General features: G+C 36.8%; 24 protein-coding genes. 16 read left to right on the top strand and 8 right to left on the bottom strand.

Annotated features, from left to right (window positions below; genetic code table 11):
- Positions 1–2: 2 nt before the first annotated feature.
- Positions 3–155: a hypothetical protein gene (locus ACXAGJ_RS10085; protein WP_170864617.1), complete on the bottom strand. Its 153-nt coding sequence runs from the start codon at positions 153–155 to the stop codon at positions 3–5.
- Between the two features lie 122 nt (positions 156–277).
- Between ACXAGJ_RS10085 and ccoS the strand changes: the two genes are divergently transcribed.
- Genes ccoS through ACXAGJ_RS10050 form a run of 7 tightly spaced genes read left to right on the top strand, consistent with a single transcriptional unit; the run spans position 278 to position 6,432 of the window.
- On the top strand, positions 278–472 hold the full coding sequence (ccoS, locus tag ACXAGJ_RS10080) for a cbb3-type cytochrome oxidase assembly protein CcoS (RefSeq protein WP_474839430.1): 195 nt from the start codon (positions 278–280) through the stop codon (positions 470–472).
- 1 nt (position 473) lies between these two features.
- Positions 474–2,681 carry a cytochrome-c oxidase, cbb3-type subunit I gene (gene ccoN, locus ACXAGJ_RS10075; RefSeq protein ID WP_474839428.1) on the top strand — a complete coding sequence of 736 codons (2,208 nt, stop codon included), beginning with the start codon at positions 474–476 and terminating at the stop codon, positions 2,679–2,681.
- Positions 2,682–2,685: 4 nt separating this feature from the next.
- A complete protein-coding gene (locus ACXAGJ_RS10070) occupies positions 2,686–2,871 on the top strand; it encodes a CcoQ/FixQ family Cbb3-type cytochrome c oxidase assembly chaperone (protein WP_073318205.1) in 186 nt (61 codons plus the stop codon).
- Positions 2,868–3,809: a cbb3-type cytochrome c oxidase N-terminal domain-containing protein gene (locus ACXAGJ_RS10065; RefSeq protein WP_474839425.1), complete on the top strand. Its 942-nt coding sequence runs from the start codon at positions 2,868–2,870 to the stop codon at positions 3,807–3,809. The genes ACXAGJ_RS10070 and ACXAGJ_RS10065 overlap by 4 nt, the downstream gene beginning before the upstream one ends.
- A gap of 15 nt (positions 3,810–3,824) precedes the next feature.
- Positions 3,825–5,246: a cytochrome c oxidase accessory protein CcoG gene (gene ccoG / locus ACXAGJ_RS10060; RefSeq protein ID WP_474839423.1), complete on the top strand. Its 1,422-nt coding sequence runs from the start codon at positions 3,825–3,827 to the stop codon at positions 5,244–5,246.
- Positions 5,247–5,280: 34 nt separating this feature from the next.
- Positions 5,281–5,727: a FixH family protein gene (locus tag ACXAGJ_RS10055; RefSeq protein WP_474839421.1), complete on the top strand. Its 447-nt coding sequence runs from the start codon at positions 5,281–5,283 to the stop codon at positions 5,725–5,727.
- Positions 5,728–6,432, top strand: coding sequence for a sulfite exporter TauE/SafE family protein (locus ACXAGJ_RS10050; RefSeq protein ID WP_474839419.1), 705 nt, complete (start codon positions 5,728–5,730; stop codon positions 6,430–6,432).
- A gap of 6 nt (positions 6,433–6,438) precedes the next feature.
- On the opposite strand, the gene ACXAGJ_RS10045 is transcribed toward ACXAGJ_RS10050, so the two are convergent.
- The 5 genes from ACXAGJ_RS10045 to ACXAGJ_RS10025 all read right to left on the bottom strand — a co-directional run bounded on the left by ACXAGJ_RS10045 (position 6,439) and on the right by ACXAGJ_RS10025 (position 11,528).
- Complete coding sequence (locus ACXAGJ_RS10045) at positions 6,439–6,798, bottom strand: rhodanese-like domain-containing protein (RefSeq protein ID WP_474839417.1); 360 nt, start codon at positions 6,796–6,798, stop codon at positions 6,439–6,441.
- 101 nt (positions 6,799–6,899) lie between these two features.
- Entirely contained in the window at positions 6,900–8,261 is a 1,362-nt protein-coding gene (gene hemN, locus ACXAGJ_RS10040; protein ID WP_474839415.1) for an oxygen-independent coproporphyrinogen III oxidase, read from the bottom strand.
- 16 nt (positions 8,262–8,277) lie between these two features.
- A complete protein-coding gene (locus ACXAGJ_RS10035; RefSeq protein ID WP_474839413.1) occupies positions 8,278–9,117 on the bottom strand; it encodes a universal stress protein in 840 nt (279 codons plus the stop codon).
- A 77-nt stretch (positions 9,118–9,194) separates the two neighbouring features.
- A complete protein-coding gene (locus tag ACXAGJ_RS10030; RefSeq protein ID WP_474839411.1) occupies positions 9,195–10,253 on the bottom strand; it encodes a response regulator in 1,059 nt (352 codons plus the stop codon).
- Positions 10,254–10,304: 51 nt separating this feature from the next.
- Positions 10,305–11,528 carry a PAS domain-containing sensor histidine kinase gene (locus tag ACXAGJ_RS10025; protein WP_474839409.1) on the bottom strand — a complete coding sequence of 408 codons (1,224 nt, stop codon included), beginning with the start codon at positions 11,526–11,528 and terminating at the stop codon, positions 10,305–10,307.
- A 106-nt stretch (positions 11,529–11,634) separates the two neighbouring features.
- Between ACXAGJ_RS10025 and ACXAGJ_RS10020 the strand changes: the two genes are divergently transcribed.
- The 6 genes from ACXAGJ_RS10020 to deoC all read left to right on the top strand — a co-directional run bounded on the left by ACXAGJ_RS10020 (position 11,635) and on the right by deoC (position 14,944).
- Positions 11,635–12,039 carry a hypothetical protein gene (locus ACXAGJ_RS10020; protein WP_474839407.1) on the top strand — a complete coding sequence of 135 codons (405 nt, stop codon included), beginning with the start codon at positions 11,635–11,637 and terminating at the stop codon, positions 12,037–12,039.
- A 64-nt stretch (positions 12,040–12,103) separates the two neighbouring features.
- On the top strand, positions 12,104–12,388 hold the full coding sequence (locus tag ACXAGJ_RS10015; protein ID WP_073318238.1) for a hypothetical protein: 285 nt from the start codon (positions 12,104–12,106) through the stop codon (positions 12,386–12,388).
- Positions 12,389–12,535: 147 nt separating this feature from the next.
- Entirely contained in the window at positions 12,536–13,033 is a 498-nt protein-coding gene (locus ACXAGJ_RS10010; RefSeq protein WP_474839405.1) for a ClbS/DfsB family four-helix bundle protein, read from the top strand.
- Between the two features lie 7 nt (positions 13,034–13,040).
- Entirely contained in the window at positions 13,041–13,937 is an 897-nt protein-coding gene (locus ACXAGJ_RS10005; RefSeq protein ID WP_474839403.1) for a hypothetical protein, read from the top strand.
- Between the two features lie 60 nt (positions 13,938–13,997).
- The gene (gene trxA / locus ACXAGJ_RS10000; protein WP_474839401.1) at positions 13,998–14,297 is read left to right on the top strand and encodes a thioredoxin; all 300 of its coding nucleotides are present in this window, start codon (positions 13,998–14,000) and stop codon (positions 14,295–14,297) included.
- Between the two features lie 2 nt (positions 14,298–14,299).
- On the top strand, positions 14,300–14,944 hold the full coding sequence (gene deoC / locus ACXAGJ_RS09995; protein ID WP_474839399.1) for a deoxyribose-phosphate aldolase: 645 nt from the start codon (positions 14,300–14,302) through the stop codon (positions 14,942–14,944).
- Positions 14,945–15,021: 77 nt separating this feature from the next.
- Here the strand turns inward: deoC and ACXAGJ_RS09990 are convergent, their stop codons facing one another.
- Positions 15,022–15,861: a universal stress protein gene (locus ACXAGJ_RS09990; protein WP_474839397.1), complete on the bottom strand. Its 840-nt coding sequence runs from the start codon at positions 15,859–15,861 to the stop codon at positions 15,022–15,024.
- A 125-nt stretch (positions 15,862–15,986) separates the two neighbouring features.
- Here ACXAGJ_RS09990 and ACXAGJ_RS09985 point away from each other — a divergent pair, with 125 nt between their 5' ends.
- Complete coding sequence (locus ACXAGJ_RS09985; RefSeq protein ID WP_474839395.1) at positions 15,987–16,259, top strand: acylphosphatase; 273 nt, start codon at positions 15,987–15,989, stop codon at positions 16,257–16,259.
- Between the two features lie 81 nt (positions 16,260–16,340).
- Here ACXAGJ_RS09985 and hpf read toward each other — a convergent pair whose 3' ends face one another.
- Positions 16,341–16,643 carry a ribosome hibernation-promoting factor, HPF/YfiA family gene (gene hpf / locus ACXAGJ_RS09980; protein WP_474839393.1) on the bottom strand — a complete coding sequence of 101 codons (303 nt, stop codon included), beginning with the start codon at positions 16,641–16,643 and terminating at the stop codon, positions 16,341–16,343.
- A gap of 170 nt (positions 16,644–16,813) precedes the next feature.
- Between hpf and ACXAGJ_RS09975 the strand changes: the two genes are divergently transcribed.
- Positions 16,814–17,083 (top strand): heavy-metal-associated domain-containing protein, encoded by a 270-nt coding sequence (locus ACXAGJ_RS09975; RefSeq protein WP_474839392.1) that lies wholly within the window; start codon positions 16,814–16,816, stop codon positions 17,081–17,083.
- 31 nt (positions 17,084–17,114) lie between these two features.
- Complete coding sequence (locus ACXAGJ_RS09970; protein ID WP_474839390.1) at positions 17,115–17,297, top strand: hypothetical protein; 183 nt, start codon at positions 17,115–17,117, stop codon at positions 17,295–17,297.
- Positions 17,298–17,387 lie beyond the last annotated feature (90 nt).

Raw genomic sequence — 17,387 nt, 5'->3', positions numbered from 1 at the left:
GTCTACTTCTCAGGATAGGGAGAAAATAAATCCAAGACCATATCTACGATTCCGGTATTATAAAACAAATAAGCAACTATAATACCTATACCGATAATTAACAATCCAGTAGTGATTTTTCTTCTCAGATCAAGGGGGGTCGATTTAGATTTCATAACTAAAAGTTTTAAGGGTTATTGACTAATGAAAGTTCATAAATAAATAGCGATTAAAACCTGACAAATGTCATTTTTTAAGAAAAGTTGGGCTCCTACTTTTGATGCATAATAAAAAAAGTATGGGTGTTATCTATGTACTCTTAACAATAAGTATTGTCGTCGCGATCATCTTTTTTATTGCGTTTATCTTTTCGATAAGAAACGGTCAATATGACGATGTGTATACGCCTTCGGTTCGAATGCTTTTTGAAGACGAGCTCATAAAAGAAAACAACGAACAATCTTCTGCAACCCCTAAAACTAAACAATCATAAAATGGAAATGGAACAATTCTATTACGATAACAAAATCGTAAAAAAATTCTTGTACGCTACAATGCTCTGGGGTATTGTGGGAATGTCTGTTGGTTTACTACTCGCATTCCTGTTTTTATTCCCAAACCTTACAGATGGTATTTCCTGGCTAAGTTTTGGTCGATTAAGACCACTGCATACCAATGCTGTAATTTTTGCCTTTGTAGGTAACGCAATTTTTGCCGGGGTTTATTACTCTACCCAGCGTTTATTAAAAGCCCGAATGTTTAGTGATGTTCTGAGTAATATCAATTTCTGGGGTTGGCAATTAATTATTGTAGGGGCCGCAATTACGCTACCTCTTGGATTTACCACATCAAAAGAATATGCAGAACTAGAATGGCCTTTTGATATTGCCATTGCGGTCATCTGGGTGGTTTTTGGTTGGAACCTTATAGGGACTATTTTAAAAAGAAGACAACGACATCTTTATGTTGCCATATGGTTTTATATCGCAACCGTGGTTACCGTTGCGGTGCTTCATATTTTTAATAGTCTTGAGCTTCCCGTAAGCGCCTTAAAAAGTTATTCGGTATATGCCGGGGTACAAGACGCTTTGGTGCAATGGTGGTACGGACATAATGCGGTGGCGTTTTTCTTGACTACTCCATTCCTGGGATTGATGTATTACTTCATCCCAAAAGCGGCGAATAGACCTATTTATTCCTATCGATTATCTATCGTACACTTTTGGTCATTAATATTTATTTACATCTGGGCAGGACCCCACCACTTACTCTATTCGGCTTTACCAGATTGGGCCCAAAACCTTGGAGTTGCCTTTTCGGTAATGCTTATTGCACCATCCTGGGGAGGTATGATCAATGGATTACTTACCCTACGAGGGGCTTGGGATAAAGTGCGTACCGATCCTGTTTTAAAATTCATGGTTGTTGCGATTACCGGATACGGTATGGCCACTTTTGAAGGGCCTATGCTATCCTTAAAAAACGTAAATGCCATCGCGCACTTCAGCGACTGGGTAATCGCACACGTTCATGTTGGAGCCTTGGCTTGGAACGGATTCTTAACCTTCGGAATGGCCTATTGGTTAATTCCTAAACTATTCAAAACCAAATTATGGTCTACGGGACTAGCAAACGTACATTTCTGGTTAGGTACTTTAGGAATCATCATGTACGCTCTACCTATGTATGTTGCTGGGTTCGTACAGGCTTCTATGTGGAAACAATTTAACCCTGACGGAAGTTTGGTTTACGGTAATTTTTTGGAAACCGTAAATGAGATTATCCCGATGTACTGGATGCGTGCCATTGGAGGAAGTATTTACATTCTGGGAATCTTCATCATGCTCTACAACGTAGTAAAAACAGTAAAAAGTGGTAGCAGTGTGAAAGATGAGCTAGCTGAAGCCGCTCCTTTAACCAAAGTAACCAGACGCAGAACAGCAAAAGAAACGTATCACACCTGGTTAGAAAGAAGACCAGTAAAACTGACCATTTTTGCTACTATCGCTATTCTGATTGGTGGAGCAGTACAAATCATTCCTACACTCATGATTGATTCGAATATTCCAACGATCACTAGCGTGAAACCATATACTCCTCTTGAGCTAGAAGGTAGAGATCTATACATCAGAGAAAGTTGTGTTTCCTGCCATTCGCAAATGATACGACCTTTCAGAAGTGAGGTAGAACGCTATGGCGAATACTCCAAAGCGGGAGAGTACGTATACGATCACCCATTCTTATGGGGTAGTAAACGTACCGGACCCGATCTGCACCGTGTTGGTGGCAAATACTCTGACAACTGGCATCTTAATCACTTTTATGATCCCCAAAGTACCTCATCGGGGTCTATCATGCCAAGCTATAAGTGGTTAATCCAAAACAAACTCGATCGTTCACAAACCGAGGCAAAAATGGAAGCCATGGTAGCACTAGGCGTGCCCTATACTACCGAAGAAATTGCCAAAGCACAACAATGGATGGATGAGCAAGCAACACAGATAGAAAAGAACCTATACACCGATCCGGATTTTGCAAAAACCTATGAAGCCGATAAGAAATATGCACAAGAGAATGGGTTAGACTTTGTAGAAATGAGACATCGTGAAGTAGTTGCCTTAATCGCTTATATCCAAAGATTAGGAACCGATATTAAGGTGAAAGATAATACTGAGGAAACTGTAGTACAAAATAAAGAATAAAGCCATGCTAAAATTTGTAAAAGGACATATGGAGAGTATTGAAGGTATAGAAATCTACCCTATGATTTCGCTACTCATTTTTTTCATCTTCTTTGCTGCGCTCTTCTGGTGGGTTTTTACCGCCAAAAAAGAACATATCAAAGAAGTGAGCAATATACCTCTAGAAACCAATAAAGATATCACATTATGAAAACCACCGCATCTTATATACGCGTACTTACATTTTTAATTCTAGCTTATATACTTATAGAATTAACTGTTACTACAGATTCTGGATCTGCTTTTATCGAGCAGCCTCTAAGCTGGTTGGGGTTAGGAATAGTCGCTTTGTTTGCCATAGCTATAGAAATAAGTCTCGCCGCATTACAGAACATACTATTTCAATCTTTAAAACCAGATGCTCAAGAACGCTATTTGTTGGCTCAAAAAGCTAAAAAAGAAAAGCAATTTAAATGGATTAAGGATATCTATCTAAAACTGCTTGATAGCAAACCAGTAGATCAGGAAGATGAAATTATTTTGGATCACAATTACGACGGTATCAAAGAGCTGGACAACAACCTTCCACCTTGGTGGGTGTATGGTTTTTATGCTACTATCCTTTTTGGAGTGATCTATATGGTACGCTTTCATGTGTTTAATGACTATACCCAGTCAGAAGAATATGAAACAGAAGTAGCCGAAGCCAAGATTGCTATCGAAAACTATAAAAGGACCGCCAAAGATCTGGTAGATGTAAACACGGTAACCTTGCTTACAGAAGCTGCTGATCTTGCTAAAGGAAAAGCCATTTTTGCTACCAATTGCGTGGCTTGTCACAAAGCTGATGGTGGTGGGGGTATTGGTCCCAACCTAACTGATCAATATTGGATCCTAGGCGGAGGAATAAAAAATATATTCCGTACGATTTCAGAAGGAGGTCGAGACGGTAAAGGAATGGTAGCCTGGAAACAAACTTTGAAACCTGCAGAAATGGCCCAGGTAGCCAGTTATATTATGACTCTAGAAGGCACCACGCCTGCAGAACCCAAAGAACCTCAGGGTGAGATTTGGATAGATCCAGATGCACCCAATGAAGAAGTATCTACTGCAGTGTCTGATTCGATCCCGGAAGTAGTCAGCGAATAATTAAAAGAAACACCTTTGGAAACACCTACAAACGAGAAATTCAGAGATTCGATAGCCACTGTAAATGAAGAGGGAAAACGCGCGTGGGTGTATCCTAAAAAACCAAGTGGAAAATTCTATCGTTACCGAAAATGGGTAAGTTATGGGCTATTGATTTTTCTGTTTTCCGCGCCTTTTATCAAGGTCAACGGAAATCAGTTTTTGATGTTCAACGTTCTGGAGCGAAGATTCAATATTTTCGGCGCTCCTTTCTGGCCACAGGATTTTCATCTGTTTGTGATTTCCATGATCATAGGGGTCATTTTTATCACATTATTTACCGTTGCTTTTGGGCGGTTGTTTTGTGGTTGGGTATGCCCCCAAACCATTTTTATGGAAATGGTCTTCAGAAGGATTGAATACTGGATTGAGGGAGATCGAGGAAAACAGATACGATTAGATAAGCAACCCTGGAATGCTGAAAAAATTAGAAAACGAATCACCAAATGGAGTATATTCTTTTTGATTTCCTTTCTAATTGCGAATGTGTTTCTAGCCTATCTTATTGGTAGTGATCAACTTTTACAATATGTAATCGAAGGCCCATCTGCACACGTCAGCACTTTAATTTCGCTGCTGATTTTTACCGCAGTATTCTACTTTGTATTTGCGTGGTTTAGAGAACAAGTATGCATTATAGCATGCCCGTATGGTAGATTACAAGGGGTGCTTTTGGATTCAAAATCTATTGTTGTTGCCTACGATTATAAGCGTGGCGAAAAAGAAAAAGGTCGCGCCAAATTCAAGAAAAACGAAGACCGGATCGCTTCCGGAAAAGGAGATTGTATTGATTGTTTCCAATGTGTTCATGTTTGTCCCACTGGCATCGATATTCGCAACGGCACACAACTGGAGTGTGTAAACTGTACGGCGTGTATCGATGCCTGTGATCACATGATGGAAAGCGTAAATCTTCCAAAAGGATTGATTCGCTATGCCAGCGAAGAAAACATTGCTAAAAAAGCGAAATTCAAATTTAATCCCCGTTTAAAAGGATATAGTGGAGTGCTGTTGATTCTTACAGGAGTATTAGTTGGAATGCTTTTTCTACGAAACGATGTAGAAGCTACCATTTTAAGATTGCCCGGACAGCTGTATGAACGAAAAGAAAATAATGTGATCAGTAATGTATATACCTATAAACTGGTAAACAAAACCACCAAGGATATTACGGATGTGCATTTTGAACTCCTATCCCATCATGGAAAAATTGAAGAAGTGACACATCAAAACTTTCAGGTCCCAAAACAAGGCATTGCCGAAGGCACTCTGTTTATAGAGATCAACGCTTCTGCCCTAAATGGGGACAAGGATAAAGTGAAGATTGGCGTGTATAGCAACGATCAACTCATAGAGACAACTATTAGCGCATTTTTAGGTCCACGAACCTATCGATAATTGTAAAACAAGGTATAACTCAAAAGTCAAAAAAATGAAAATAAACTGGGGAACAGCAATTGTATTGGTATTTGCAGGGTTTATCTCTTTTATACTTTTTTTTGTTGTAAAAATGAATACCAATGAAAAATACGAGCACGATCTGGTAACCGAAGAGTACTATAAAAAAGAGCTTGCTTTTCAAAAAGAAATTGATGCAGAACAAAATGCAAAAAATCTAAAAAAAGATATCAGCGTACAAAAAACGCCTGAAGGTTTAAGCATTCAATTTCCTGAGGATATCAACGTCGATGGAATTTCAGGAACTATTTTGATGTATCGGCCGTCCAACAAAAAGCTTGATTTCGAGATTCCTATTCGTTTGTCGGATGCCGAATTGAAAATCCCTAACGATCAACTTATCGAAGGTAGATGGAACATGACTATTGATTGGACATATGAGAATACCTCCTATCTATTTAAACACTCATTTACCTATTAAATGATAGCAACTGCATTCATATTAGGTCTTTTAGGAAGTTTTCATTGTATCGGAATGTGCGGCCCTATTGCTTTTATGCTACCTGTGCATAGATCCAATGCAACACAAAAACTATTTCAGATTTCTTTGTATCATCTGGGGAGATTACTGGCTTATGGTATGATTGGTTTTTTCTTTGGATTGGTGGGACGAAGCTTGCATATTTTTGACATCCAACAAGGAATCTCTATTGCTATGGGAATATTAATGATTGCTGTTGTGGTACTTCCAATAAATCCATCAAGAAAATATGCATTTGCTGCTCCTATTTATAAAATCATCAGTAAGGTGAAAAGTGGATTGGGAAAAGCACTGCAAAAAAAGACTCCTGATACCTTCTTAACCATAGGATTCTTAAATGGTTTTTTACCTTGTGGATTAGTATACATGGCAGTTTTTGGGGCGATTGCTTCTACCCATGTTTTTGAGTCAAGCTTGTATATGTTGATGTTTGGATTAGGGACTGTTCCGCTTATGACCATAACAGTGTATGCTGGGAATTTTACTTCAGAAAAACTGAACAGATACATCCAAAAAGCAATTCCAATAGTTATCGTTACTATTGGTATACTCTTTATTCTTAGAGGTATGGGATTAGGTATTCCTTATCTTTCTCCAAAACCGATTACTGAAATCGTTTCGGCAAATTTGGAATGCCACAGGTAAAAAATACTATCTATTCCAGGCAACATAACCTCCTTTTAGGTCATACACTTTGGTAAAACCCATTTTTACAAGTCTTCTAGATGCCATTTTGCTTCTACCTCCAGAATGACAATAAATGTAAACAGGTTGCTCTTTATCCAATTGGTTAAAACTTTGATCAAATGCGATTTTCTTATAAAAATCAATGTTAATTGCTCCCTGGATATGACTACCATTATATTCTCTGGGTGTGCGTACATCTACCAGTTGAACCTTACCTTGGCTAACAGCTTGTTTAAATGCGGTGACATCTAATACTTCAATTTTATTCGTGTCTTGGGCTTGAAATAGCGATAATAATCCTGAAAACAACATAAATAACCTCATAATAATGCATAAAGATTTTTCTCTCTACAAAAATATGAGGTTAGCTTTTTAATTTTTGTAACAAAAGTCACAATCAACTGGATTACAATTTTGAAAGCTATTTACACTGTCATAGAAAATAACTGTGTTTCTGGCTGATTACGTTGTAGTCTTAAATCAAAAGCCATGCAGATATTGCGAACAAAAGGTCTTCCTTTATCTAATATTTTAATTCTTGAGCCTGAAATTTCGACCAGATCATCCTGCTCCATTTCGCTTAACTTACCCAGAACCTCTGGTAATTCTTCAAAATATAAATCCTCACTGCATTCCGTTTCAAAATGGCACATCAAATTCAATATATGCTGTCTAATAATCTGGTCTTCCTGATCCAGAATATGACCCCGAAACACGGGAATAATGCCTTCGCTTACCAAATGCTGATACTCTTCGATATTCTTTACATTTTGAGCAAAACCATACCAACTATCGCTTATAGAAGACACTCCTAAACCAATCATTAGTTGTGTTTTTGAAGCGGTATACCCCATAAAATTTCGATGTAAAGTTTCATTCTCCATAGATTGATATAAGGAATCGCTTTGCACAGCAAAATGATCCATTCCAATCTCTACATATCCAGCATCGGATAACATCTCTTTTCCCATCTCATACTGCCTTCTTTTTTCTTCTCCTTTGGGTAAATCCTGATCATTATAGCCGCGTTGTCCATTTCCTTTTTGCCAGGGCACATGGGCATAACTGTAGAACGCCAATCGATCCGGAAGTAATTCTTTTGTTTTTGCAATGGTAGCTTTTACCGCTTCTTCCGTTTGAAAAGGCAATCCAAAAATAATATCGTGACTAACCGAAGTATACCCAATTTCTCGGGCGGCTTCGGTAACCTTTTTTACATCTGCAAAGGATTGTTGCCGATGAATTGCTTTTTGAACGGTTTCATTATAATCCTGAACTCCAAAACTCACTCTTCTGAAACCAACATCATAAAGCGCTTGTAGATGCTCCGAAGTTGTATTGTTGGGATGACCTTCAAAACTAAACTCGCAACCCTCTGCTTTTTCGGCATGCCAAAAAATCCCATTGATCAAGTACTGTAAGTTTTCAGGAGAAAAGAAGGTAGGTGTACCCCCTCCTAAATGTAGCTCTTTGATTTTAGGTTTCGAATCAAAAAGAGCAAGGTATAATTGCCATTCTTTCAAAACTGATCGAATATAGGGCACCTCTACTTCATGCCTTTTGGTGATCCGTTTATGACATCCACAAAATGTGCACATACTTTCGCAAAACGGTAAGTGAATGTATAGACTAATCCCTTCTGTACTATTGCTTTCTGTAAAAGCTTGTTGTACGGATTGTGTCCAACCCTTTAAAGAAAATGTATTCATATCCCAATAAGGAACCGTTGGGTAACTTGTATATCTAGGCCCCGGGATATTGTATTTGGTAACCAAACTTGTGCACATATTATTTTTGTTTGTATTATTCGTGAAGTACTAAAAACGGAACATCAGTGTGATAGCTGATCGTTTCGACAGTAGGATGAAATAGGATACGTTGAAAAAGATTGAGATTCTTTGCAATCATGGTGATCATATCTATATTCCTACTTTCTACAAAACATTGAACGGCTTCTTCAATTTTGGTGTTCGAAAGAAAATGAAAACTATGCTCAATCAAATCGTTAAGATGATCATCAAGCAAATCCTTATTTCGTCTTTGTAACTCCGAAAGCTCTTTTTCCTTTTTAGAAACATGCAATACTCTTAAAGCAGCATTATTTGTAGAAAGAATATTCGTAATCGTATTTAAGATTTTGCTTTTATATTGCTGGTTGTAGTCGGTAGGAAAAGCAATTTCTTTGGGTTTTTGATATCTCGCTTTTTCTGGAATAGCCAATACCGGGCATTTCACTTTGGTGATCACATCACCAGTATTACTCCCAACGGTCATTTCTTTGAGTCCAGAGGCTCCTTTGGTACCCATTACAATGTAATCGATTTCCTTATCGACGATCTGCTTTCGTATAGCATCAATAAAGAAATGATGTTCATACACAGTAAAGAAACGATGTTTTGTATTAAGCGGTAGTTTTTCAATACGCCCCAACAGTACCTGCATTTGTTGCTTGTCGTTTTGGGTCACTTGATCTACCACTGTCTCTCCCGAATCTAAGAAACTACCTTGACCAATAATCTCATCATAGGGCGAAACATGTAATAAATAGAAACTACATGTGATCTTATTAAAAAATGATAATGCATACGCAATAGCATTCCACGAGTTTTCTGAAAAATCTGTAGGAATCAGGATATTTTTCATGTCTAATACGTTGTAATGAAAACAAATGTATCAGAACGAATAAACTAAAAGTATGACAAAAATCAGTTTAGGTGATTTTATTCTACCATTTGTAAACCGGATAAGTCGAGAATCCTAATATTACGGCCTTCAATTTCGATGAGTCCGTCTTTCTTAAAACTAGACAATGTGCGGATCAGACTTTCTGTTGCAATACCAGCTACGCTGGCAAGATCATGTCTAGAAATCTTTATATTATCTTCTGCTTTTTTATTGAGAACTTCGGCAAACTGTAAGATGGTCTGCGCTGTCTTTTTACGTACAGAACTGTAAGCCATTTGCAGTAATTGCTCCTTAATTTCCGAAAGGTTATCAGTAAGAAGTTCCATCAACTCCAAAGAAATATTTTTGCTTTTCTCGAGAATATCTTTTAGCTTACTTTTAGAAATTCCTGCCAATTCTACTTCTTCGACAGCAGTGGCCGACTCCTGATAAGGAACGTTATCCACAAATGAGGTAAATCCTAAAAAGTCATCGGCTTTATACAATGCAGTAATCAACTCTTTACCGTTTTCATCCATTTTGTGAGATTTTATCACTCCTTTTAGGATCAAATAGATGGTATTGGAGTGCTCTCCTTCTTTATAAATACTCTCTCCCTTTTTACAGGTCGAAATTTCCCCATAATCATCAAAGAAGTTTTTGAGTTCATTCAAATTTCTTAATCCATCATCTTTCTGCTGTACCTCTTTGGGTGCGGATTGCTCTTCGATAATATTTGCAATGATCTGAGCCTTTGCCAACCGACTTTCGATAGCGCTCAACAACTCCTCTTCTTCAAAAGGTTTCGTCAAATAATCATCGGCTCCCAAATCCATTCCCTTTCTGATCTCTTTGTGCTCAGTCTTGGCCGATAAAAAGATAAAAGGAATCTGGCTAGTACCCGAATCAAAAGATAATGCCTCCAAAACCCCATATCCATCTACCTCTGGCATCATAATATCACAAACAATAATGTCTGGTTTTTCCTTTTTTGCCTTTTCTATCCCTATTTTGCCATTAGGAGCACAAATCACATCATAATCAGAAAGCTCAAGGAGTTCTGCTGTGTTTTCCCTTAGTACTGTATCGTCTTCAATTAATAAAATCGTTTTCACTGATATCGATTTTGGTTGTTTATAAAATTGAGGCAATAAACATTGGTTTGGTTATGGTTGGATCGGTATTTCTACAGTAAAAGTAGAACCTACTCCCTCTTTACTCGTAAAAGTAAGAGTGCCTCCTAAGTTTTCTAAATGATTTTTTGCAATGTTTAGTCCAATCCCTGTACCTTGATTGAGCAACGCATTCTCTGCTCTGAAATATCGTTTAAAAATGAACTCCTGCTCTTTTTCTGGAATTCCGATACCCTGATCTGAAATTTTGAATACGATCTTATCATCTTCAAAACTAACCTCTACATCTATAATGGTATGTTCCCCAGAGTACTTTACTGCATTATGGATTAAGTTAGACAACACCAACTCAAGAATTTTCTCATCAAAATCAACGATATACTCATCGATATCTTTGGGATAGTTGATGCGTTGTCCATCTTTTAGTGACATATTGGCGTTATACACCACCTCATTTACCACCTTACTTAACGGAAACTTGCTGAACTTGTAGGTTACCTTACCGGTTTCTAAACGTTCTATAGATAAGAAGTCACTGAGAATGTTATCCAGATACTTTACTTTATTCTTAATAGTTTTAAGGTGCTTTTCTCTTTTATCCTGTTGCTCTCCTTTGGTATACTTCCCCACAAGGGTAGCCGAGGTAAGAATACCACCTAAGGGTGTTTTAAATTCGTGTGATACTAATGACAGAAACTTTGTTTTTAACTCATTAAGATCTCGTTCTTTTTTCAAGGATTCTTTGGCCTTGGCTTCCGCTTCTTTTCGAAGTTTTACTTCTTCCTTTAGCTCTTGAATCGATTGGTGGAGTTCTTCGGTACGTTCTTCAATTTTTTGTTCCAGTTCACTGTTGAGTTCATGAATTCTACGTTCTTGTTCCTTACGCTCGGTAATATCTATTACCAAAGCCATGACATAATTATTGTCGTAGATAGAAAAAGGATTAAGTCCCGCTTCTAGAGGGAATTCACTTCCATCTTTCCGTACTCCATGGATATCTCTCCCTCTACCCATATGCCTCTTTTCGGCATTATTCACAAAGCTTTTAAAATGAGCCCCATGATTATGGTGATAGTTCTGAGGGATGAGCACATTAAGGGATTTTCCTATAAGTTCTCCTTGATCATATCCAAATATTTCATTGGCAGAACCATTGGTAGCTACTATAATTTGTTCTTTATTAACAACAATTATTCCTTCTGAAACTGCTTCGGAGAGAATTTTAAAAACATTATCCTGTTTTTCAAATACCTTCATAATTCAAATGTACGCATTTATACTATTTCCAATTACTGACGGATGTCATAAAAAAATCCCAAAGCGCCTTGTAATTTTATCAAATAACTCATAAAAACAACATACCATGGATACTACTCAAAATATAGGATTAGCATTTTATCAAAATCTCGGAAAACTATTCTATGCCATTGCAGCTTCAGACAAAGTAGTTCGAAAATCTGAATACAATTCTTTGCGAAAAATTGTAAAATCAAAATGGTTGCAAGTAGATGACGTAGTGGACGAATTTGACGTAGATGCTGCGTTTCAGATTGAAATTGTTTTTGACTGGATGGACTATGAAACTCCTTCTGCCGAACCTTGCTTTCAGGAATTTGAGTCTTTTTATACAGATCATAAATCTCATTTTACCAAAAGTATCAAAGGACTGATCTGGGAAACGGCCAATAGTATTGCCGACGCTTTTTCTGGCAAAAACAAATCCGAACTCATGATGCTAGGAAGATTGAAACTAATACTGGAAAACTGACATTTATCATATTTTAAGAATCCTCTACACTATAATTTTACCTCATCATTAAAAAGCTAATATTATGACACTATATGCAAAAATAAACGCCGATTTTACCGAAAACTACACAGGATATTCTGCTTTGGCTATTATTGTTTCTACCTGTTTAGGTTCTATCGCTATTATGACTACATTAATGAATGGTAACGCTCCCCTACAAATGTTTCTGGTCTTTCTAAGTGTTGTTGTTTGTAGTGCACATAATGCAGCTATTCTTACGGTTCAAAAACCTAAATTGGTTCTGGATCTTTTGATCACAAGTCTGGTGGTTAATAGTTTAATCATCATAGGAAACGGGCTTTTTTAACTATACTACATATTATGTTCGTCAAAGGTGAGTTCTTTAAGAAGGCTCACCTTTTCTTTTGTCCCTTACACCTATTGATGAACTGATCAATATCATATTTTTTTGGTTCATTCTCATTTATATTTATACCCATATAAACCCTTAAGAATGCCCAGACCAAAGACCAAAGAAGAATTAATTACCCTAAGTAATGGCAACTACAAAAAACTGTTGGCATATATCCGTTCGATGGCTCCTGATGAATTACATGTCGAATTCCCTGAAGGATATCTAAACAGAAATGTTCGAGATGTATTGGCTCATCTTCATCATTGGCATTTGATGATGTTGGAATGGTACAAGGTAGGAATGACTGGAAAAAAACCGGATATGCCCGCAAAGGGATATACCTGGAAAATGACTCCAGACTTGAATCGGGAAATTTGGAAAAAATATCGAGATGAAGATCTGGAAATAGTCATTTCAATGCTAGAAAAATCCTTTGCCGATTTGCAAAAAGTAATACATAACCACACCGAAGAAGAGTTATTCGAAAAGCGAAAATATAAATGGACAGGAACCACCTCATTGGCTTCATATCTTATTTCGGCTACATCCAGTCACTACGACTGGGCATACAAACTCATCAAAAAATGTAAAAAATAAAGATCTTATGAAAACTCTAATTGCTTGCCTTATTGTACTCAGTGTTTTGGCCTGTAAAAAAAATACATCCTCAGAACAGGTGGTAAATACGAACACCGAAAGTGAATCACAACACAAAAGTAAAGATCAAAAAATGGAGGATTCTTTGGCCGTTTTTTCAGAAAAAAACCTGGAAAAAAATCAAGAAAGCACAACATCCATCAAAAGAGAACAACTGATCAAAGCCAAAGATGATAAATCTCAACTACAGGAATTGGTAGTCTCCAAAAAATTGTACAAAGAAGATGATCTATATATTATCGATTATCAATATCCTTATCTCAATGAAACCATAGATCCAGGATACTCAGCTTTCAATAGTTATATAAAAGAGAATTATCTGGATATCGAAAAAACTCAAAATCAAATCCTTGAAGATAAAGAGCTCCTATGCGACACTTTAAAAATTAAAAAATTCAGGGACAAAAGGATCATCGACTATAAAATATACAACGCCAAAAACGACCTGATCAGTGTTGTTTTATATAAGGAGAACTATTACTCTGGGATGAAGCATTCTACCTATCTTTTTGATTGTATTAATTTTGATCTCAACAATCACAACTTTGTTTATTTTGACACTTTTTTTGAAACCGGGTCTGAAGAAGAAGTATATAGGACCATCAACACTATAATCAAAGAAAGTATCAATTCTGGAGAGCTATATTACGACTGTTGGGAACTATCCAAAGGGGATTTTCAGGTGTATAAAAACAACTTTGTGGTTGATGACGATATGATCAAATTCTATTTTGACGATTGTATCATCTGTCCCTCTTATACGGGAACCTATTTCATAGAAATCCCTACAACCAAAATCATGCATTTACTCAAAAAATACAATGCCCCTCCAGAAGTGAGTTAATCACGGTATCGTTGATCATTTATCAAATCAATATACTACCTTAGCCATAAAATACAGCTTATGAAAAGCAGCTTTAGCAATATCATCAATTCAGAAAAACCAGTATTAGTAGACTTCTTTGCCGATTGGTGCGGCCCGTGTAAGATGTTATCGCCAATCTTAAAAGAGGTAAAAGATGAGCTGGGTGATCAGGTGAAAATTGTAAAGATCGATGTAGACAAAAATCAACCCTTGGCAGCCAAATATCAAGTTCGTGGGGTGCCTACCATGATTTTATTTAAAGACGGAAAGCTACTTTGGAGACAATCTGGAGTGTTGCAAAAAAATGATATCATTGCTACCATTCAATCTCACCAATAGTTTTGGAATTGAATCCATACATAGACCATACCCTATTAAAAGCATCTGCTACCGTAGATGACATTAAACACCTATGCTCTGAAGCCAAAGCACATCATTTCTATGCAGTTTGTGTAAGTAGTTATTATGTTGCTCTGGCACATAGTGAACTAATGCAAACTGATATCAAAGTGGCTGCTGTAGTGGGGTTCCCTTTGGGTTCAATGACTACTCGTATTAAAGTTCTTGAAGCACAACAATGCGTGGATCAGGGCGCTACAGAAATTGATATGGTTTTAAACATTGGCCTACTAAAATCCGGATATCATAAAATTGTCGAAGACGAAATCAGATCCATCAAAAAAGCTATAGGTAATCACAAATTAAAAGTCATTTTTGAGAACTGTTACCTTACTACAGCAGAAAAGAAAATGGCCTGTAAGTTATCATTGAATGCAGGTGCAGATTTTATCAAAACATCTACCGGTTTTGGTTCTGGAGGCGCAACTCTAGAAGACGTAAAACTTATGAAAAATGAAGTCGGAAACCATATGCAAATTAAGGCATCTGGAGGAATTCGAGATAGAAAAACAGCATTGCAATATCTTGATTTAGGCGTGTCCCGAATTGGCACGTCTTCGGGAATAGTAATCGTAACGGTTCCTTAGTTAGTATTTACTTATAATCATAAAAAACTGGGGAAACTAACTTGGTAGCAACCCCAGAATTGGTGTGAAACACTTTATTAAATCCTAAAGGTCATCACAGGCCTGTTGGCGTGATTGGCAACATCTTCACCAATACTTCCGCTAAAGAAATGCGCTAATCCCTTTCGCCCATGGGTGGGTATGGCGATAAGGTCTGCATTAATTTTATTACTGTAGTTGAATATTCCTTTCTCTACTGTATAATCGTAATAATGTACTACATCATTAAATCTATCCAGGTTACCTTCATCTGCTTTAAAAAGAAATTCCTTTACGATTTCTTCTATTTGTCCTGAGCTTTTAAATCGTTCTCCGGGAAGGTTAACATACAATAGGTCTACCCTAGCTCCAAAAGATTCGAATATCTGCATAGCATTATGATAGGCACGCAGATTTTCGATTTTAAAATCGCAGGCAAAAACTACTTTATTAAGCTCAAAACTATCTACGGGATTTTTGATCACCAGTACAGGAACATCACAGCTACGAACTACTTTTTCTGTATTAGATCCAATAAAAACCTCCTCTCGTAGTCCACTCACTCCATGTGATCCCATCACAACAAGGTCAACGTTGTTTTCGTGAACTACATCATTAATTTCGCTGAATATTCTATAATTCTTAACCAATTGGGTAACCGCAATACCCTCCAAATATTTCTGATCCAGGAAAGTATCAAATCGTGTTTCGGCCAATTTCATATAATACATGGCTTCTTCGACTTCCTGACTTTCATTTTTGGTTAAAATCGCTTCTGAAAGACCCAACATATGCAACACCAAGACCTCAGCTTGTTGTTGCTTCGCAATTGTTGCAGCAGCTTGTAGTGCATATTCTGAATATTCGGAAAAATCAACAGGGACAAGAATTTTTTTCATCTTTTCAGTTTTTAAAATTTCATACATCAAATGTACCCTGTGTGCTGATCTTTAAATATGATAATTATCATGCTTATCACAATTTTGTAGTATCTTTCATTATCACAGATTTTCACTTTCTTGATATGACAAAACATTATAACATTACTGTAAAAGGAATTGTACAAGGCGTTTGGTACCGCAAAAACACTCAGGATAAAGCACGAGAACTAGAGATCAAAGGATTTGTAAAAAACTTGCCCAATGGGGATGTCTATCTTGAGGCCGAAGGAAACGAACAACAATTAAAATTACTATTGGATTGGTGTGCAATAGGTCCAGAATACGCTAGGGTAGAACAAGTGTCTTTTGAAGAAGCAGACCTAAAATCGTTTTGTCATTTTGAGATTGAACGATAGATTATAATAAAAAAACAGATGATTTTATACCATCTGTTTTGTTTGTCGAACTAAATATGAGATCGTCAGCAAGCTGATCATCTACATATAAGGTTTCATTTCCTGTTTACGTTTTTGTAGCTGTTTTTCTACATCGCTCAAAGATTCTTTAAACGCAAGTTCAAAGTTCTTTTCGTTGGAGGTAGCAAAGATTTTTGGACCGGGTAAACTAAGCTGTAGGTCACAAATTTTCCCTTCACCCTTTGGATCATTCTCTTTCTTGAAAAAAACATCCGATTTGATGACCCATTCGTATTTTTTATAGAGTTTATTTAATTTTTGATGTACATATTCTTCCATACTTTCACTAGTTGGCATTTGTACAAATTGAATATTGGTTTTCATAGACATTAATTTAAATTTTTGATGTATTTCTTGTTTTTTACACCATCCAAATATAGACCCAGTACCAATCAATAACTATGATATATATCAGATCTCTATATACATCACATTGACATTTGTCATAGTTTACCGTATAGTTTTTATATAGGTTTAGCTCAAAATTAGAAACCATGAGAACTACGGTAACGATACAAAACTTAAAATGTGGTGGCTGCAAAAGCACAATTGCAAAAAAGCTACATCAACTCCCAGGGATACAAGATATCGATGTCGATACAGATAATTGTACCGTTTCTTTCTGCTATCAGACCGATAACGGGATAGAAACGGTCGAAAAAGAACTATCCAAATTAGGGTATCCCATTGAAGGTGAAATCAACACAATAGAAAAAAAAGCAAAGTCTTATATTAGCTGTGCATTGGGTAGATTCAATACGTAAACCACCACTATTAAACCTAAATAACATCATCATGAAAGAAACTGCAAAAAAAGAAGCCTCGTCCAGTAAGGTATATGGTCTTGGCTTTATCGGTTCTGCTATCTATTTTATAAGTACTGCAACCAGTTTTTGGATGGGTGTACTTGGAGTTTTAAAAGCTATTGTTTGGCCCGCCATTTTGGTATACGAAGCGTTAAAATATCTCAAAGCCTGATCGTTTTTTAGTAAATTTTTCCTTTCTTGTTTTGAAATGAAGATCTCTCTTAACTTATAAGTAAAGGGAATAGTTTATATTTACTAAAAA

Source organism: Aquimarina sp. AWH4_224, assembly GCF_056160245.1.
This window is presented reverse-complemented; position numbering and strand designations above follow the sequence as displayed.

Excerpts from the sequence above, each read along its gene's own strand:
- ACXAGJ_RS09970 (WP_474839390.1), top strand. The coding sequence starts at position 17,115 with ATGAAAGAAACTGCAAAAAAAGAAGCCTCGTCCAGTAAGGTATATGGT.
- ACXAGJ_RS09985 (WP_474839395.1), top strand. The coding sequence starts at position 15,987 with ATGACAAAACATTATAACATTACTGTAAAAGGAATTGTACAAGGCGTT.
- ACXAGJ_RS09990 (WP_474839397.1), bottom strand. The coding sequence starts at position 15,861 with ATGAAAAAAATTCTTGTCCCTGTTGATTTTTCCGAATATTCAGAATAT.
- ACXAGJ_RS09975 (WP_474839392.1), top strand. The coding sequence starts at position 16,814 with ATGAGAACTACGGTAACGATACAAAACTTAAAATGTGGTGGCTGCAAA.
- hemN (WP_474839415.1), bottom strand. The coding sequence starts at position 8,261 with ATGTGCACAAGTTTGGTTACCAAATACAATATCCCGGGGCCTAGATAT.
- ccoS (WP_474839430.1), top strand. The coding sequence starts at position 278 with ATGGGTGTTATCTATGTACTCTTAACAATAAGTATTGTCGTCGCGATC.
- ACXAGJ_RS10070 (WP_073318205.1), top strand. The coding sequence starts at position 2,686 with ATGCTAAAATTTGTAAAAGGACATATGGAGAGTATTGAAGGTATAGAA.
- ACXAGJ_RS10005 (WP_474839403.1), top strand. The coding sequence starts at position 13,041 with ATGAAAACTCTAATTGCTTGCCTTATTGTACTCAGTGTTTTGGCCTGT.
- ACXAGJ_RS10045 (WP_474839417.1), bottom strand. The coding sequence starts at position 6,798 with ATGAGGTTATTTATGTTGTTTTCAGGATTATTATCGCTATTTCAAGCC.
- ACXAGJ_RS10015 (WP_073318238.1), top strand. The coding sequence starts at position 12,104 with ATGACACTATATGCAAAAATAAACGCCGATTTTACCGAAAACTACACA.
- ACXAGJ_RS10055 (WP_474839421.1), top strand. The coding sequence starts at position 5,281 with ATGAAAATAAACTGGGGAACAGCAATTGTATTGGTATTTGCAGGGTTT.
- ACXAGJ_RS10010 (WP_474839405.1), top strand. The coding sequence starts at position 12,536 with ATGCCCAGACCAAAGACCAAAGAAGAATTAATTACCCTAAGTAATGGC.
- ccoN (WP_474839428.1), top strand. The coding sequence starts at position 474 with ATGGAAATGGAACAATTCTATTACGATAACAAAATCGTAAAAAAATTC.
- trxA (WP_474839401.1), top strand. The coding sequence starts at position 13,998 with ATGAAAAGCAGCTTTAGCAATATCATCAATTCAGAAAAACCAGTATTA.
- ACXAGJ_RS10085 (WP_170864617.1), bottom strand. The coding sequence starts at position 155 with ATGAAATCTAAATCGACCCCCCTTGATCTGAGAAGAAAAATCACTACT.
- ACXAGJ_RS10020 (WP_474839407.1), top strand. The coding sequence starts at position 11,635 with ATGGATACTACTCAAAATATAGGATTAGCATTTTATCAAAATCTCGGA.
- hpf (WP_474839393.1), bottom strand. The coding sequence starts at position 16,643 with ATGAAAACCAATATTCAATTTGTACAAATGCCAACTAGTGAAAGTATG.
- ACXAGJ_RS10035 (WP_474839413.1), bottom strand. The coding sequence starts at position 9,117 with ATGAAAAATATCCTGATTCCTACAGATTTTTCAGAAAACTCGTGGAAT.
- ACXAGJ_RS10065 (WP_474839425.1), top strand. The coding sequence starts at position 2,868 with ATGAAAACCACCGCATCTTATATACGCGTACTTACATTTTTAATTCTA.
- ACXAGJ_RS10025 (WP_474839409.1), bottom strand. The coding sequence starts at position 11,528 with ATGAAGGTATTTGAAAAACAGGATAATGTTTTTAAAATTCTCTCCGAA.
- ACXAGJ_RS10050 (WP_474839419.1), top strand. The coding sequence starts at position 5,728 with ATGATAGCAACTGCATTCATATTAGGTCTTTTAGGAAGTTTTCATTGT.